The organism is Sphingomonas sp. S2-65, assembly GCF_021513175.1.
Classification (GTDB): domain Bacteria; phylum Pseudomonadota; class Alphaproteobacteria; order Sphingomonadales; family Sphingomonadaceae; genus Sphingomonas.
On sequence record NZ_CP090953.1, the window covers coordinates 1,188,855 to 1,204,467 of the forward strand.

A 15,613-nucleotide genomic window follows, 5' to 3' on the forward strand; every position below is an offset into this window, starting at 1 on the left:
CGAAAACCCTCATGCGTGCGCAAGCCTTCCCTGAAATGCCTTGCGGCGGATCGCGATCGGCGCGGTCGGCGCGTGAATCGATTCCACCAGGTCGGCCAAGTCGCTCGCGGCATGCGGGCGGCCGCAGCTGCGCGCGCGCGACGCCGCATTCTCCAGCCCCTGGGTGTCGAGGCCCAGCTTCTGGATCTGCTTGGCCAGTTCGGCCGCGGTGAACGCCTTTTGCGTGATGGTGCGCGCACCACCCGCCTTGGTGATCTCGCGCGCATTGGCGGTCTGGTGATCGTCGGTCGCGGTGGGCAGCGGCACCAGGATCGCCGGACGGCCGGCGGCGGTAAGCTCGGCGATGGTCGACGCCCCTGCCCGCGCGATCACCACATGCGCCCAGGCCAGTGCCTCGGGCATGTCGGCGATATAGGTCGACAGGTCGGCGGGGATCTCATGCGCCTGATATTTGGCGCGCACCGCGTCGATATCCTCGATCCGCGCTTGATGCGTCACTTGCAGCCGGCGGCGGAAATGCACCGGCAGCAGCGCCAGGCCATCGGGCACCACCTGGCTCAGCACGGTCGCGCCCTGGCTTCCGCCGGTGACCAGCACGCGGAAAATGCCTTCCTCGTCCAGCGCGGGATAGGGCCGCTCGCGCAGCGCCAGCACCGCCTCGCGCACCGGATTGCCGACCAGATGGGTCTTGGCGGCCCAGCCCGGCTTCATCCGCTCGACCTGGTCATAGGACGTGGCGATCGCCTTCACGCGCCCGGCAACGAACCGGTTCACGCGGCCAAGCACCGCGTTCTGCTCATGGATCACGGTGGGAATGTCCGCACGGAACGCCGCCAGCAGCGACGGCAGCGCCGGATAGCCGCCAAAGCCGATCACGGCGGCCGGCTTCAGCTCACGGTACAGCCGCAACGCCATCGACCGTCCCGCCACGACGTTGCGCATCGCACGAACATAGCCCAGCGGCCCGCCACCCAGGCGCCCGGCCGGCAGGACATGCGTCTCGACATCCTCGAACAGTCCGGGAAAGCGCACGCCCCGGTCATCGCTCACCAGCGCGACATGGTGGCCGCGGCTGGCAAGCTCCGCCGCCAGCGCCGCGGCCGGCACCATATGCCCGCCGGTTCCCCCCGCTGCCAGGACATAGCTGCGCGCGTTCGTCATGTGTTGCTCCAACGCCCCCGATAGGATGATCGCTTCAGATACGGGTTTCGCCGCGTGAAAGCGAGCAGCAGGCCAAAGCCGATCGACAGCGCGATCATCGACGATCCTCCATAGCTGATGAACGGCAGCGTCATGCCCTTGGACGGGGCGATGCCGGTGTTCACCGCCATGTTGATCAGCGCCTGCACGCCGAACTGCGCGGCAAGGCCGGAGGCCGCGAGCAGCTTGAACGCGTCTTCCTCGTCGAGCTGCTTCATCAGCACCCGGATGACGATCGCGGCATACAGCACGACGATCACCGCGCAGGCGAGCAGCCCGAACTCCTCGCCGATGACCGAGAAGATATAGTCGGTATGCGCCTCGGGCAGGCGGAACTTCATCTGGCCGCTGCCCGGCCCGGTGCCGGTGAACCCGCCGGCGGTCAGCGTGTCGTGCGCCATCTCGACCTGGTATCGGTCGGCGAGCGCCGCTTCCTTGGTCGGGAACAGGAAATTGTCGATGCGGGTGCGCGCGGTGTCGTAGAACAGATATGCCGCCACGACGCCCGCGACCGCGGTTCCCGCCAGCCCGCCGATCGCCGCGGGCGAGATGCCCGACACCACCAGCAGGATCACCCACACCAGCCCGAACACGATCGTCTGCCCGAAATCGGGCTGCATCATCAGCAGCACGCCGACCAGCGCCGTCACCCCGCCGGTGATGAACAACACCGGCAATTCGGGGTCCTTGGCGCGGAACGATAGCATCCACGCGGTTGACACGATGAACAGCGGCTTCAGGAATTCGGACGGTTGCAGGTCCGAAAAGCCCAGGCTGATCCAGCGCCGCGCGCCATTGGTCTCGTGGCCGATGAACGGCACCAGCAGCAGCAGGAACAGGAAGAACGCGGCGCCCAGCAGCGACAGCCGCCGCGCCAGCGTGACCGGCAGCATCGACACGCCGATCAGCACCGGCATCGACACGCCGACCCACATCAGCTGGCGCCAGAAATAATACATTGCGGGCACGACATGCCCCGCACCCGAATAGCGCCGCGCCGTCGCCGGCGAAGCCGCCGCCACCGCGACCAGGCCGATCGCGATCAGCAGCATCGCCAGCAACAGCAGCATGCGGTCGACTTCCCAGAACCACATGCCCGCGCGCGAGGTGTTGGCACGGCTCAGTTGGTTGGAAACGCGACGTTTTACCTCGGTGCTGACGGCCTGTGTCTCGGCTGGCTTGTTCATCCGAGCGCTTCCACGGCATCCCGGAACGCCTGGCCGCGCGCCTCATAATCCTTGAACTGGTCGAACGACGCGCAGGCCGGCGATAACAGCACGGTTTCGCCTGGCCGCGCCTGCGCGGCGGCGCTGCGGACGGCTGCCTCCAGCGTGCCCGCGCGCTCCACCGGCATGTCGCCGGCCAGCAGCTCGGCAAACCGGTCGCTCGCCTCGCCGATGGTGTAAGCCTTCGCCACATGCCCGAAGCCGGGACGGCAGGCGTCGAGATCATCGGTCTTCGCCAGCCCGCCGACGATCCAGTGGATGCGGTCGAACGCGGCGAGTGCCGGCGCGGTCGAGGTCGGGTTGGTCGCCTTGCTGTCGTTGACGAACAGCACGCCCTCGCGCGTGGCGACGCGTTCCATGCGGTGCGGCAGTCCGCCGAAGCTCTCCAGCCCGCGGTCGATCGCCGCCTGCTCGATCCCCAATGCCTGGCACACGGCGATCGCCGCCAGTGCGTTCTGGGCGTTGTGGGGCCCCTGCAATGCCGGCCAGCGCGACTGGTCCATGCACACGCCCGGAGCGATCTTGGTCAGGTCCGCCGAACGACCCGAGGTCGCCAGCCCGCGCGCGATTGCCGCCGAGGCCGCATCGCCGATCCCGATCACCGCGCCATGCCCCACCGACTGCATCGCGAACAGCCGCGCCTTGGACGCGGCATAGCCTTCGAACCCGTCATAGCGGTCGAGGTGATCCGGCGTGATGTTGAGCAGCACCGCCACGTCGCAATCCAGGGTCCGCGTCAGGTCGATCTGGTAACTCGACAGCTCGAGCACATACACGCCCCCTTCCGGCAGCGGATCGCGCCCAAGGATCGGCAGCCCGATATTGCCCCCGGCAAGGCTGGGCCGCCCGGCGGTGCGGCAGATATGATCGATCAGCGCGGTCGTGGTCGACTTCCCGTTGGTCCCAGTGATCCCCACCACCTGGTGCCCCGGCAGCCCACCGCGCGCCTGCGCGAACAGCTCGATGTCGCCAATCACCGGCACCCCGAACGCCGCCGCATGCGCCGCGATCGGATGGGTGTTGAGCGGCACCCCCGGTGACACGACCACCCCGGCAAAACCCGTAAGGTCCAACGTCAACGGATCGGCAACAACAATCTCCCTCTCCCCTTCAGGGGAGAGGGTCGGGGAGAGGGGCAGTGCGGCCCGAGCCGCCTCGCTAGAATCCCAGACAACAACCTCGGCCCCGCTAGCCACCAGGGCATGCACAGTCGCAAGCCCGGAGCGGGCAAGCCCGAGCACTGCATAGCGTTTGCCGCGCCAGGCGGTGCTCGTGATCACCGCAGCTTCAGCGTGGAGAGCCCCGCCAGCGCCAGCACGAAGGCGATGATCCAGAAGCGGATCACCACCGTCGGCTCCGACCAGCCGAGCTGTTCGAAATGGTGGTGGATCGGCGCCATCTTGAACACCCGCTTGCCGGTGCGCTTGAAGAAGAACACCTGGATGATGACGCTCATCGCCTCGACCACGAACAGCCCGCCGATGATGCCGAGCACCAGCTCGTGGTGCGAAGTCACGGCGATCGTGCCCAGCGCCCCGCCCAGCGCCAGGCTGCCGGTGTCGCCCATGAACACCGCCGCGGGCGGCGCATTGAACCACAGGAACGCCAGCCCCGCACCGATGATCGCGCCGCAGAAGATCGCCAGCTCGCCCGATCCCGGAACGTGCGGGATGCCCAGATAGGTCGCGAACTTCACGTTGCCGGTCAGGTAGACGATCACCATGAACGCCAGGCTGGCGATGATCACCGGCATCGACGCGAGCCCGTCGAGCCCGTCGGTCAGGTTGACCGCATTGCCGAACGCCACGATCGTGAAGGCGGCAAAGACGATGTAGAAATAGCCCAGGTCCGGATGCACCCCGCTCAGGAACGGCACGTATAATTCGGTCGAGCCCTGCGAGATGATGATCCAGCTCGCGATCCCCGCGATGATGAACTCGCCCAGCAGCCGCGTCCGCCCCGAAACCCCCGCGGTGCTCGCCTTGCGCACCTTGTCATAGTCGTCGAGGAACCCGATCATCCCGAACCCGCAGGTCACGAACATGCACGCCCAGACATAAGGGTTGCTCAGGTCCATCCACAGCAGCAGCGACACGGTCAGCGCGGTCAGGATCATCAGCCCGCCCATCGTCGGCGTGCCGCGCTTGGCCAGGTGGCTCTGCGGCCCATCGGCGCGGATCGGCTGCCCCTTGCCCTGCCGCACCCGCAGCCAGCCGATGAAGCGCGGCCCGATGATCAGCCCCAGCAGCAGCGCCGTCGCCACGGCCGCGCCGGTGCGAAAGGTCAGATACCGGATCAGGTTGAGGATACCGGGGAAGCCCAGATGCTCCGCGATCAGGTACAGCATTAGGCAACAGCCCTTTCCGCCAGCGCCGCCACCAATGTGGACAGCCGCACGCCATTCGAACCCTTGACGAGAACCGCGTCTCCCGGCGCCAGCACGGCTTCCAGCCGTTCGCGCGCCTGCGCGGCGTCGGGCACATGGACGAAATCGATCCGGCCCTCAAGCGCCTTCGCAAGCGGCCCCATCTCGTCGCCGACCAGGATCGCCTGCGCCACCCCGGCGGCCGCGATCGGTGCGGCCAGTTCGGCATGGAACGCCGCCGAATGCGCGCCCAGCTCGCGCATCTCGCCCAGCACCACCAGCTTGCGCCCGGCCTCCTGCGCCAGCACCGCCAGCGTCGCGCGCATCGACGCCGGATTGGCGTTGTAGCTCTCGTCGACGACCAGCGCCTCGCCGTCACCCACCCGCACCGTCATCCGCGCACCGCGCCCGGCCAGCCCGCCCATCTCGGCCAGCGCCAGCCCCGCCATCTCCAGGTCGCCGCCCGCCGCGTCCACCGCCACCAGGATCGCCATCGCGTTCGACACCCAGTGCGCGCCTGGCTGCGACACGGTGAAGCTCAGCTCGCGCTCGCCGAAACGCGCCGACACGAACGTGCCGCCGCTCGGCAGCCGCATCGTCTCGACCGCGCGATAGTCCGCGCCCTTGCCCAGGCCAAAGGTCACGATGCGCCCCGCATGCGGCCGCGCCGCGTCGATCAGCCGGTCGCGGTGTGGGCTGTCGAACGGCACCACTGCGGTGCCGCCAGGCTCCAGCCCCTGGAAGATCTCGCCCTTTGCATCGGCGATCGCTTCTTCGGACGCGAAGAAACCCATATGCGCCGGCGCGATGGTGGTGACGATCGCCACGTGCGGCCGCACCAGCCGGGTGAGCTGCGCCAGCTCGCCGGCGTGGTTCATCCCCATCTCGAACACGCCGAAGCGCGTCGCCGCCGGCATCCGCGCCAGGCTCAGCGGCACGCCGGTATGGTTGTTGTAGCTCTTGACCGAACGATGCGCACAGCCCGGCTCCACCCGGTCGAGCGCCGCGAACAGCGCCTCCTTGGTCCCGGTCTTGCCCACCGATCCGGTGACGCCGATCACCGTGCCGGCCATCCGCGCCCGCGCCGCCCGCCCCAGCGCGTCGAGCGCGGCGGTCGTATCGGCAACCCGCACCTGCGGCCCCTCGACCGCATCGGACACGATCGCCCCCGCCGCGCCGCTGGCAAAGGCCTGCGCGACGAAGCGATGCCCGTCGGTCGCCTCGCCCTTGAGCGCCAGGAACAGGTCGCCGGGACCGACTTCGCGCGAGTCGAAGGTTACGCCGGTGGCGGCGAAGTCCGCGGAAGGACTTCCACCCGTCGCGGCAGCAATTTCCTCGGAGGTCCAAAGCGGCGTCATGCCCCTCCTCCCCCTAGACGGGGGAGGATAGCGTAGCTTGCGAGCTCGCTCGCTAGCGCAGCTTGGAGAGGGTGAGCGGCGCGCATGCGCCGCGCGATTTGCGTCGCAAATCGCACCCCTCTCCCTCCCAGTGCCTGCGGCAGCGGGCCCCTCCCTCCCCCGCAAAGGGGGAGGGCATCATCGGCAAAAACCCTCACGCCGCGCACTCGCGCGCGACGGCGACATCATCGAACGGCAGCACCAGGTCGCCGACGACCTGCCCCTGCTCATGTCCCTTGCCGGCCAGCAGCACGATGTCGCCCGCCCCGGCCGTGCCGATCGCCGCGGCGATCGCCGCGCGCCGGTCGCCGATCTCCTGCGCCTCGGGGGCGCCCTTGAGCATCTCGCGCCGGATCGCCGCCGGGTCTTCGCCGCGCGGGTTGTCGTCGGTGACGATCACCACGTCCGCGCCGGCAGCCGCGGCGCGCCCCATCGGCTCGCGCTTGCCGGGGTCGCGGTCGCCACCGGCGCCCAGCACCAGGATCAGCCGACCCTCGGCATGCGGCTTGAGCGCCGCGATCGCCGCCTCCACCGCATCGGGGGTATGGGCATAATCGACATAGACCGGCGCGCCCGCGGCGGTGATCACCGCCCGCTCCAGCCGCCCGCGCACCGGCTGCAACCGCGCCAGATTGGCGAGCGTCGCCGCGACATTGCCGCCGCTCGCGATCACCAATCCTGCGGCGACCAGCGCGTTCGCCGCCTGATACGCGCCGATCAGCGGCAGGTTTACCTTGTGCGTAGCGCCCTCCGCCTCGATCACCAGCCCCTGGCCCAGCAACGTCGGCGTGCGCGACACCAGCTTCAGCGTCGTGCCATGCTCGCCCACCGTGATCAGCCGGTTGCCGCGCATCCGCGCCAGTTCCTCGACGCGCGGCGCATGCGGATCGTCGGCCCACACCACCGCCGTGCCGTCGGAGTCGAGCACATCGGCGAACAGCCGCAGCTTCGCGCAGAAATAGGCGGCCATGTCGCCGTGATAGTCGAGATGGTCGCGGCTCAGATTGGTGAACGCCGCCGCGCGCACCGCCAGCCCCTCGGTGCGATATTGCGACAGCCCGTGCGACGAGGCTTCGAACGCGACATGGCTGACGCCCTCGCGTGCCAGCCCGGCGACGTTGGACAGGAAAGTGACGATGTCCGGCGTGGTCAGCCCGGTGCTCACCCGCTCGTCGGCGGTGGTGACGCCCAGCGTCCCGATCGACGCGGCGTGATGCCCGGCCATCCGCCACAGCTGGCGAGTCATCTCCACGGTGGAGGTCTTGCCGTTGGTCCCGGTCACCGCGACCGACATTTGCGGGAACGGCGCGAAGAACGCCGCCGCCAGCCGTGCGAACGCCTCGCGCGGATTGTCGCTGGCGATATGCACTGCGCCCTCGACCACCGCCTCGCGCCGCGCCACCACCGCGACCGCGCCCGATCGCACCGCATCGGCGATATAGTCTTCGCCGTTCACCCGCGCGCCCAAGAACGCACCGAAGATCGTTCCCGGCGCGACCTTGCGGTGGTCGATCGCGAACCCGGTGACGAGGGCGTCCTGGCCCTCGCCGGTCAGGCTACCCAGCTTCATCGCGCCGCCTTCGTGCCGGCCGGCCCCGCCCAGAGCAGCGGCATCAGGTCGCCCAGTTCGATGTCGCGGCTGTTGTCGGGCGTCACGCCCAGGATCGATCCGGTCCGGCTCACCACCCGGCTGACCACCGGCGACGCGGTCCAGGCGGCGGTGGTGCGGGAAACGGTGGCGGTGCGTTGCGGCGAGTCGAGCATGGCCACCACCACATAGCGCGGCGCGTCGATCGGGAAAGCCGCGGCGAAGGTGGAAACGTTGCGGCCCTTGTCATATCCGCCGGCCGACGCAGCCTCGGCGGTGCCGGTCTTCCCGCCCAGCCGATAGCCCTTGGCCTCGCCCATCCGGCCGGTGCCCTTCAGCACGATCAGCCGCAGCATCTGGCGCATGCGGCGGCTGGTGGCCTCGTTCATTACCCGCGTGCCGGCGACTTCCTTGCCGGGCGCAACCTTCAGCAGCGTCGCCGGGCGCAGCGTGCCGCCATTGACCATCGCGGCATAGGCATTGGCCAGGTGCAGCGGCGTCACTGCGATGCCATGGCCATAGGCAGTCGTCATCACCGTGGTCCGCGCCCAATAGGTCGGCCAGAGCGGCTTGGCGCCGTCCCCCAGCTCGATTTGCGCGCGCTGGTCGAACCCCAGCCGCTGGAACAGGCTCTGCATCCGCGCGGCCCCCATCTCGTCGGCGATCCGCGCGGTGGCGATGTTGGACGAATAGATCAGCACTTCGGGCACGGTAAGCCAGCGAAAGGTCTCGTCGCCCGGATCGTCGCTGATCCGGAAGCGCCCGACCTGAAGCGGATGCGTCGCGTCGAACCGGCGCGCCATCGACGGCATCAGCCCCGCATCGATCGAACCCGCGACTGCCAGCGGCTTGAAGGTCGATCCAAGCTCGTACACGCTCTGGGTCACGTTGTTGCGCGGCGGAATGCCCCGAATCGCATTCGGATTGAACGTCGGCAGCGACACCATCGCCATCACTTCGCCGGTGCGTACGTCCAGCACGATCCCGGCCGCGCCGCGCGCCTGGAACGTGTTCATCGCCCCGCCCAGCTCGCTCTCCATCGCCGCCTGCACGCGCGCGTCGATCGACAGGGCGACCGGCTGGCTGCGCAGCGCCGGATCGGACAGGCGCTTCTCCAGCACCTTTTCCATGCCCGCCACGCCATGACCGTTGGAATCGATGAAGCCCAGCACATGCGCGGCCATCGTCGATTGGGGGTACAGCCGGTCGGGCTCGCGCTGGAACTCGATCGCCGGCTCGCCCAGCGCGTTCACTGCGCTGACCAGCTCGGGCAGCGCCCGGCGCTTCAGAAAGGCAAAGCCGCTGCCGGAATTTAGGATCGCCTGATAGCGCGCGGCGGTCTGATCCGGGATCAGCTCGGCCAGCTTCTGGGCCAATGCCGCCTTGTCGCCGATCACCTGGTTCGGGTGGATCGCGATCGTCCATGCGTCGATGGTGCGCGCCAGCGGCGCGCCGTTCCGGTCGACGATGTCGCCGCGCGGCGGGATCAGCCCGGCATTGATGTCGCGCGCCGTCGCCGGCTGGGCCCACAGCGCCAGCAGCGCCAGCTTGGCGATCACCACCAGCATGCCCGCGCCGAACAGCAGCGACAGCACCATCAGGCGCAGCTGGGCAACGGCGACGAGCGCCTGCCGGGCACCGCCCGTGCGGCCCTGCCGGGCCGGCGGGGCGACGACGACGATCAACGCAGTGCCAGCTTCTCGCGCTTCGCCAGCTTGGCGAGGTCGTCTAGAGTCGATGCACTCAGCACGCCCGTCTCGGCCATGGCTACCGCCTGGCCACTCGCCTTCTTCATCAGCTTCTTGATGTCCCCGCTCGCTTGCGCGACTGCCTTCACGGGCACCGCGCCGGGCTGAGCACCCTGCACCGGCTGCGGCGTGACGGCCGGCGCCGCGGCGATCGGGGCTGGGGTCACGCCGGTCGGCACGACCAATGCGGCGGTCTGCAACGTCGCCTCACCCGGCATCTGGTCCAGGCTTGCCAGCGCTGTCTCGCCGGGAAGGAACTGCTGGGCGTCGGGCGCGGCCAGTGCCAGCACTTCGCCGTTCCAGCGCTCCAGCTGGGCCAGGTTGGCGCGCGTGTTGAACTCGGTCTCGAGCTGGCGGATGTCCTTCTGCGCGGCGACGATCGCGGCCTTGGTCGCGTTGAGCTTCGCCTGCTCGGCGGCGCCGTGCGAATTCACCAGATAGCAGGCGGGCGCCACCACGACGCCGCACAGGAACCATCCCACACCCCTGAAGCGATTCATCGCCATTACGCCACTCCCTCACTGGACCACGGCGCCGCGGCCGTGCGACGCGCCACGCGCAACGTCGCCGACCGTGCGCGCGGATTACGCGCCAACTCCGCCTCGCTCGGCCGAACGGCCTTTGCGGGCGTCTCGAAACTCGGTTCCGCCCGCGGGCCGACCGCCGGGCGGTGCCGCGAACCCGCGGGCTCGCTGCCGCTGCGCTCGCGCAGGAACCGCTTCACCAGCCGGTCCTCCAGGCTGTGGAACGTCACCACCGCCAGCCGGCCGCCAGGCTTCAGCACGCGCTCGGCCGCGGCCAGCCCTTCCGTGAGTTCGTCCAGCTCGCGGTTCAGGTGGATGCGGATTGCCTGAAACACCCGGGTTGCCGGGTCCTTCTTGTCATGCGGCTTGTGGTTTAAGGCTTTCCTAACCACGTTCGCCAGTTCGGAAGTCCGCTTAAGGGGCCTTGCGGATACGATCGCCCGCGCCACGCGCCGCGACCGCGGTTCCTCGCCATATTGAAACAGCACGTCGGCGATCGCCGCCTCGTCGGCGGTGTTCAGCCATTCTTCGGCGCTCTCGCCGGCCTGGCTCATGCGCATGTCGAGCGGCCCGTCCTGCTGGATCGAAAAACCACGCTCGGCCTGGTCGAGCTGCATCGACGACACGCCGATGTCCAACGTCACCCCGTCGACCGGCGCCAGCCCGCGCCGCTCCAGCTCGTCGGCCAGCTGGCTGAACGGCGCCTCGATCAGCACCAGCCTGCCGTCATGCTCGGCGACGATGGATTGGCCGCCTTCGATCGCGGAGGGGTCACGATCGAAAGCGGCCACCTCGGCACCCTGCGCGAGGATCGCTCTGGTGTATCCGCCCGCGCCGAAGGTCGCGTCGACGTGGCGCTCACCGGTCTGGATGGCGAGCCCGTCGAGCACTTCGTCGAGCAAAACCGGGATGTGCGGCTGGCCGGGCGCGCTCACAGCTTCACTCCCTTGCTCTCGCACAGGAAGGCGCAGATTTCGCGCAGGCCGGCGTCGGCATTCTCGTCGGCCATCAGCACTTCGGGTGCCCAGATGTCGAACGTCTCGCCCGATCCGTTGAAGAACGCCCATTTGCCGATCTTGGCCTTCATCTTGAAGAAGGGCGGGAGCACGAAGCGGCCGCTATCGTCGAACGGCGCCTTCTCGACCTGGCCGAAGGCACGGCGCTTGGCGCTGGCGTCGGTGGTCTCGCCGCGGTCCGACGCCTGCTGTTCGCGGCGGTCGATGCGGTCGTATTTTTCCTTGGACCAGCTCAGGTCGTGCGCGGACAGGCACGCATCGTCGGGATGCAGCCCTACGACGATCTGGCGGATGTCCGAGTTGCGCTCGGCGGCGGCGCGCAGGTCGGCGGGAATGGCGACGCGACCCTTCTGGTCGACCGCCTGGAGCGCAAATCCTTCGAAAAGCTCCCTGTCCGCCACGCCGCACCCCTTTGGAATCGCCCCCGACGTTCCGGTCCGCGCGATCCCGGCGCGGACTGGCTCCGGCTTTTCACCGGAAGGGATCGTCTTCCTGCACGCATTCCTAACCTAGATGCTCGCGGGCGACAACGGAGAATCCGGGGATTTCAGGGGAAATACCCCCACTTTCCGCCACTCTGGGCACGTGTTTTCACTTGAATCACGCTATGTTCGCGCTAAGTTCCTGATCGCACACGCATATGCCGCCGCGGCTTGAGCCACGGCCCGCGATCCCGCGCGTCAACAAGAAGATAAAGCGCCGGCCTAAACCAACAGCCAAGCCTAACGCTTTGGCGACTCCGCGGACTTAGGCGCCGCAGTGGAGGAAGTGCTCGGCGTCACGCCCAGCTCGGCCAGGGGCTCGTCCCTGCCCTTGTCGGCAGCCCCGTTCGACAGATCGTCGGTCATGTTGGCGACGACCTCGGCATTGGGCGCACCCACCGCGGTGACCGGCTCGTCACGATTGGCAGAGGAAAAGATAATGCTCGCCAGGCCAATAAGCACCAGAACGATCGCCAGTCCGGTCAACCCGACACGGAGGCGCTGCATTGCTTGGGCAGAGTCCTGGTGCGATCCCGACTTCATAAGCTGTGGCGGAAAAGTAACACCTCCCCACCCCCTTGTCTACGGAACCGCTCAGTCCGTCGTCAGCGACACGGGCACGGGCAGTCCCTTGGCGGCCAGCCATTCCGGATTGTAGAGCGTCGAGAGATAGCGAAAACCCGTGTCGCACAGGATCGTCACGATCCGCTTGCCGGGGCCGAGCTGCCGCGCCAGCCGTACCGCCCCGGCCACGTTTATCCCCGAGGAAAGGCCGAGACACAGTCCTTCTTCGGTCAGCAGCCGCCGCACCCAGGCGAGCCCCTCCTCGTCCGATATGCGGAACTGGGTGTCGACGGGGGCGCCTTCCAGATTGCCGGTGATCCTGCCCTGGCCGATGCCCTCGGCGACCGACGATCCTTCGGACCTCAGCTCGCCGCACGCATAGTAATCATACAGCGCCGCGCCGTGCGGGTCGCTGAGCGCGATGCATACCCGCTCGTCCCGCGCCTTCAGGCCCATGCCGACTCCCGCCAGCGTGCCACCCGTACCCACCGCGCAAGTGAAACCGTCGATGCGGCCATCCATCTGGCTCCATATCTCTTCGGCGGTGCCGACGATATGCGCCTTGCGGTTGGCAGTGTTGTCGAACTGGTTTGCCCAGATCGCGTTCGGCGTCTCCTCGGCTATCCGGCGCGAGGTGTGCACGAAGTGCGCGGGATTGGAGTATGCCGCCGCCGGCACCAGGACGAGCTCGGCACCGAGCGCGCGGAGCGTGTCCATTTTCTCGCGGCTCTGCGTCTCGGGCATGACGATGATCGTCTTGTAGCCCTTGGCGTTCGCTACGAGCGCCATGCCGATGCCGGTGTTCCCCGCGGTACCCTCGACGATCGTGCCCCCTGGCTGGATCAGCCCGCGCTCTTCGGCATCGCGCACGATGAACAGCGCGGCACGATCCTTGACCGAGGCTCCAGGGTTCGCGAACTCGCATTTGGCATAGATGTCGCAGCCGGTTTCTTCGCTAGGCCCCTTCAGCCGCACCAGCGGAGTGTTGCCAATGAGCGCGAGCGTATCGGATGTCACATGCATTGCCGCTACATAGGAAGCGCTGACCCGCTACCGCAAGCAAGCGAAACTATGCCGCCACGCCAGCGCGCTTGAGATGCGGCCCCAGCCGACCGGTCAGCCACAGGAAGAACATGCGATAGTCGGACGCCAGCGACCACAGCGGGTAGGTGAACGTGGCGGGCCGGTTCTTCTCGACTCCGAAATGCGCACCCCAGGCAAAGCCGTACCCGGCCAGCGGCAGTGCCAGCCACCACCATCCGCCCGAATGGATCGCCAGCGCCAGGAACAGGAAGGTCAGCGCCGTCCCCGCATAATGCAGACGGCGCGTCGCCGGCTTGGCATGTTCCTGAAGGTAATAGGGCCAGAAATCCCGGTAGTGGGTGATGGTGCGGGCCATGGGGACAGGCTATCGGGCGCCATGGACGCGCGCAAGCACTCCTTCCCTCCGGTGATCGATGCCAGAGTCCAGTTGCTGATCCTCGGTTCGCTGCCGGGGGAACGCTCGCTGGCCGAGCGGCGCTACTACGCGCATCCGCAGAATCAGTTCTGGCGCCTGATATCGGCAGCCTTGGACTGCGATCTGGCTACGCTTCCCTACGCGGATCGGCTGGCGGTTCTGCTGCAGTCTCATGTCGGCCTGTGGGACGTCGTCGCGAGCGCGCACCGCACCGGGAGCACGGATGCCGCGATGCGCGATGTCGAGCGCCACGACATCGCGGCGCTTGCCGACAGCCTACCCCTGCTCCGCGCGATCGCGTTCAACGGCGGCACCGCGTTCAAGCATGGGTTGAAGCAGTTGGGCCCGGCTGCGGACCGGTTCACGATCGTCCCGCTTCCCTCCAGCAGCCCGCTGCATACCGTCGGCATCGAGGCGAAGCTTCCGGAGTGGAGAGCGCTGCGGACGCATCTCTCGCCTTAGTGCCCTCACATAGATCAGGGCGCCACCTCGGGACGATTACGGACTACCTGCATCGGCCTGGCAGGCATATGCTCATGCCAAGGAAGGAATGCACGATGCTGTTGGCCGATACCCTGCTCCCGGCCCTCCGCGCACTTCCGGAGGATACGCAGGAAACGTCGCGCCTGCGGCTTTTGGAGTTGCTCGCGGCACTCGCGGCGGATCTGCTTCAGGCCACTGACCTTGCCCCCGCGCTCGATCGGCTGTTCGCGTCCATCAGGGCCGAACTTCGGCTCGACGTGTTCTTCTACTACACGTTCGACGAACGCTCGGGTCTGCTTCTCGAAGCGCATGGCGGCCTCTCTGCGGACCGCGCGGCGCAGGCTCGTCATATCAAAGTCGGCCAGTCGGTATGCGGCGGCGTCGCGCGCGACCGCGTGCCCAAGGTGCTGCACGCGGTACAGCAATCGAAAGACCCTGCGGTCGAGTTCATCCGCGACATGGGCATCGACGCCTATCTGGGCGTTCCGCTGCTGCACCAGAACCAGCTACTGGGCACGCTCGGCTTCGGGCGGCGGACCACCACCAGCTTCGACGCCAGCGAGATCCAGTTTCTTCAGGCGATCGCCAGCTATATCAGCCTTGCCCGACATCGCTCCGCGACCGAGACCGCGCTCCGCGTCGGTCTGGCGGAGCGCGACCGGCTGATCGCGCAGCAGCAGGAGATGGAGCGCCACATCATCGAACTCACGCGCTCCAGCGCGATGGGCGCGGTGGCGACGACGATCGCGCATGAGCTCAACCAGCCACTCGCAGCGGCTGCCAATTACGTATCGGCGCTGCGCCTGGCGCGATCGCCGACGCCCGACCAAATTGCCCATCATGCCCGCGAAGCGGAGGGGCAGCTGTTGCGCGCGGGCGAGATCATCCGCCGGATCCGCAAGATGATGTCACGTGAAGGGCTCGACCTCGAGATCGACCGCCTTGAACCGATAGTTCACGAAGCGACGGCGCTGGTGAACGCCGCCGTGGCAGGCCCTCTTCCGGAAATCCGTGTACGCATCGGCGAGAACGCGACGGAAGCGCTAGTCGACCACATCCAGATCGTTCAGGTCCTGTCGAACCTCCTGCGAAACCTGGTCGACGTGACTCGCACTGCACGGAACGCAGTGATTTCGGTGGAGACCTGCCGCATCAGCCCCGAGGAGATCGAATTCCGCGTAGGCCACGACCGCGGCGATGGGCCCGAAGCGTTTCTCGCGGCGCTGGTATTATCCGGCTCCACCATATCGCGTGACGGTGTGGAGCTGGGATTCTCGCTTTCCCGTACCTTGGTCGAGGGGCATGGCGGCACTCTGCGCGTGGAGCACATGCCGGAGGGAGGAATGACCTTCGCCTTCACCGTTCCCGCTACGGCCGCGTCCCGCTCGCAGGCAATCGCCGGCTGATCCGCTTCCCGGCCAACTATATCGCTGATGCGCCAGCGACTTTAAAGTCGCCGGCCCGGCCAGACATCCTGCTGTAAAAATCTGATCCTATCACGCTGCGTCGCACAAGATTCGGTCTGCGCCCCGCTTGGAATCGCTTGACCTTTCACCGCTCC

15 protein-coding genes are annotated in these 15,613 nt (G+C 67.8%); 2 read left to right on the plus strand and 13 right to left on the minus strand.

Annotated elements, in window-relative coordinates; genetic code table 11:
- Positions 1-9: 9 nt before the first annotated feature.
- The 13 genes from murG to LZ586_RS05605 all read right to left on the minus strand — a co-directional run bounded on the left by murG (position 10) and on the right by LZ586_RS05605 (position 13,509).
- Complete coding sequence (gene murG / locus LZ586_RS05545) at positions 10-1,161, minus strand: undecaprenyldiphospho-muramoylpentapeptide beta-N-acetylglucosaminyltransferase (protein ID WP_235078672.1); 1,152 nt, start codon at positions 1,159-1,161, stop codon at positions 10-12.
- Positions 1,158-2,387, minus strand: coding sequence for an FtsW/RodA/SpoVE family cell cycle protein (locus LZ586_RS05550; protein ID WP_235078673.1), 1,230 nt, complete (start codon positions 2,385-2,387; stop codon positions 1,158-1,160). The genes murG and LZ586_RS05550 overlap by 4 nt, the downstream gene beginning before the upstream one ends.
- Positions 2,384-3,706 (minus strand): UDP-N-acetylmuramoyl-L-alanine--D-glutamate ligase, encoded by a 1,323-nt coding sequence (murD, locus tag LZ586_RS05555; RefSeq protein ID WP_235078674.1) that lies wholly within the window; start codon positions 3,704-3,706, stop codon positions 2,384-2,386. The genes LZ586_RS05550 and murD overlap by 4 nt, the downstream gene beginning before the upstream one ends.
- Positions 3,703-4,773: a phospho-N-acetylmuramoyl-pentapeptide-transferase gene (gene mraY / locus LZ586_RS05560; protein WP_235078675.1), complete on the minus strand. Its 1,071-nt coding sequence runs from the start codon at positions 4,771-4,773 to the stop codon at positions 3,703-3,705. The genes murD and mraY overlap by 4 nt, the downstream gene beginning before the upstream one ends.
- Positions 4,773-6,149: a UDP-N-acetylmuramoyl-tripeptide--D-alanyl-D-alanine ligase gene (locus LZ586_RS05565; protein WP_235078676.1), complete on the minus strand. Its 1,377-nt coding sequence runs from the start codon at positions 6,147-6,149 to the stop codon at positions 4,773-4,775. The genes mraY and LZ586_RS05565 overlap by 1 nt, the downstream gene beginning before the upstream one ends.
- A 193-nt stretch (positions 6,150-6,342) precedes the next feature.
- Positions 6,343-7,758, minus strand: a complete 1,416-nt coding sequence (locus LZ586_RS05570; protein ID WP_235078677.1) for a UDP-N-acetylmuramoyl-L-alanyl-D-glutamate--2,6-diaminopimelate ligase — start codon at positions 7,756-7,758, stop codon at positions 6,343-6,345.
- Positions 7,755-9,461 carry a peptidoglycan D,D-transpeptidase FtsI family protein gene (locus tag LZ586_RS05575; RefSeq protein ID WP_235078678.1) on the minus strand — a complete coding sequence of 569 codons (1,707 nt, stop codon included), beginning with the start codon at positions 9,459-9,461 and terminating at the stop codon, positions 7,755-7,757. The genes LZ586_RS05570 and LZ586_RS05575 overlap by 4 nt, the downstream gene beginning before the upstream one ends.
- The gene (locus LZ586_RS05580; RefSeq protein WP_235078679.1) at positions 9,458-10,030 is read right to left on the minus strand and encodes a hypothetical protein; all 573 of its coding nucleotides are present in this window, start codon (positions 10,028-10,030) and stop codon (positions 9,458-9,460) included. The genes LZ586_RS05575 and LZ586_RS05580 overlap by 4 nt, the downstream gene beginning before the upstream one ends.
- Positions 10,030-10,983 carry a 16S rRNA (cytosine(1402)-N(4))-methyltransferase RsmH gene (gene rsmH / locus LZ586_RS05585; protein WP_235078680.1) on the minus strand — a complete coding sequence of 318 codons (954 nt, stop codon included), beginning with the start codon at positions 10,981-10,983 and terminating at the stop codon, positions 10,030-10,032. The genes LZ586_RS05580 and rsmH overlap by 1 nt, the downstream gene beginning before the upstream one ends.
- Positions 10,980-11,465 (minus strand): division/cell wall cluster transcriptional repressor MraZ, encoded by a 486-nt coding sequence (locus LZ586_RS05590; protein WP_235078681.1) that lies wholly within the window; start codon positions 11,463-11,465, stop codon positions 10,980-10,982. Before LZ586_RS05590 ends, rsmH begins: the two co-directional genes overlap by 4 nt.
- 321 nt (positions 11,466-11,786) lie before the next feature.
- A complete protein-coding gene (locus LZ586_RS05595) occupies positions 11,787-12,053 on the minus strand; it encodes a hypothetical protein (protein WP_235078682.1) in 267 nt (88 codons plus the stop codon).
- Between the two features lie 87 nt (positions 12,054-12,140).
- Entirely contained in the window at positions 12,141-13,133 is a 993-nt protein-coding gene (locus LZ586_RS05600; RefSeq protein ID WP_235078683.1) for a cysteine synthase A, read from the minus strand.
- 46 nt (positions 13,134-13,179) lie between these two features.
- On the minus strand, positions 13,180-13,509 hold the full coding sequence (locus LZ586_RS05605) for a DUF962 domain-containing protein (RefSeq protein ID WP_235078684.1): 330 nt from the start codon (positions 13,507-13,509) through the stop codon (positions 13,180-13,182).
- Between the two features lie 21 nt (positions 13,510-13,530).
- Here LZ586_RS05605 and LZ586_RS05610 point away from each other — a divergent pair, with 21 nt between their 5' ends.
- Positions 13,531-14,031 (plus strand): DNA-deoxyinosine glycosylase, encoded by a 501-nt coding sequence (locus LZ586_RS05610; RefSeq protein WP_235078685.1) that lies wholly within the window; start codon positions 13,531-13,533, stop codon positions 14,029-14,031.
- Positions 14,032-14,126: 95 nt separating this feature from the next.
- On the plus strand, positions 14,127-15,458 hold the full coding sequence (locus tag LZ586_RS05615; protein WP_235078686.1) for a GAF domain-containing sensor histidine kinase: 1,332 nt from the start codon (positions 14,127-14,129) through the stop codon (positions 15,456-15,458).
- Positions 15,459-15,613 lie beyond the last annotated feature (155 nt).

What these genes read in the sequence shown, in the direction of transcription:
- murG (WP_235078672.1), bottom strand. Translation starts at nt 1,161, where the DNA reads ATGACGAACGCGCGCAGCTATGTCCTGGCAGCGGGGGGAACCGGCGGG.
- LZ586_RS05550 (WP_235078673.1), bottom strand. Translation starts at nt 2,387, where the DNA reads ATGAACAAGCCAGCCGAGACACAGGCCGTCAGCACCGAGGTAAAACGT.
- mraY (WP_235078675.1), bottom strand. Translation starts at nt 4,773, where the DNA reads ATGCTGTACCTGATCGCGGAGCATCTGGGCTTCCCCGGTATCCTCAAC.
- LZ586_RS05565 (WP_235078676.1), bottom strand. Translation starts at nt 6,149, where the DNA reads ATGACGCCGCTTTGGACCTCCGAGGAAATTGCTGCCGCGACGGGTGGA.
- LZ586_RS05570 (WP_235078677.1), bottom strand. Translation starts at nt 7,758, where the DNA reads ATGAAGCTGGGTAGCCTGACCGGCGAGGGCCAGGACGCCCTCGTCACC.
- LZ586_RS05580 (WP_235078679.1), bottom strand. Translation starts at nt 10,030, where the DNA reads ATGGCGATGAATCGCTTCAGGGGTGTGGGATGGTTCCTGTGCGGCGTC.
- LZ586_RS05595 (WP_235078682.1), bottom strand. Translation starts at nt 12,053, where the DNA reads ATGCAGCGCCTCCGTGTCGGGTTGACCGGACTGGCGATCGTTCTGGTG.
- LZ586_RS05600 (WP_235078683.1), bottom strand. Translation starts at nt 13,133, where the DNA reads ATGCATGTGACATCCGATACGCTCGCGCTCATTGGCAACACTCCGCTG.
- LZ586_RS05605 (WP_235078684.1), bottom strand. Translation starts at nt 13,509, where the DNA reads ATGGCCCGCACCATCACCCACTACCGGGATTTCTGGCCCTATTACCTT.
- LZ586_RS05610 (WP_235078685.1), top strand. Translation starts at nt 13,531, where the DNA reads ATGGACGCGCGCAAGCACTCCTTCCCTCCGGTGATCGATGCCAGAGTC.
- LZ586_RS05615 (WP_235078686.1), top strand. Translation starts at nt 14,127, where the DNA reads ATGCTGTTGGCCGATACCCTGCTCCCGGCCCTCCGCGCACTTCCGGAG.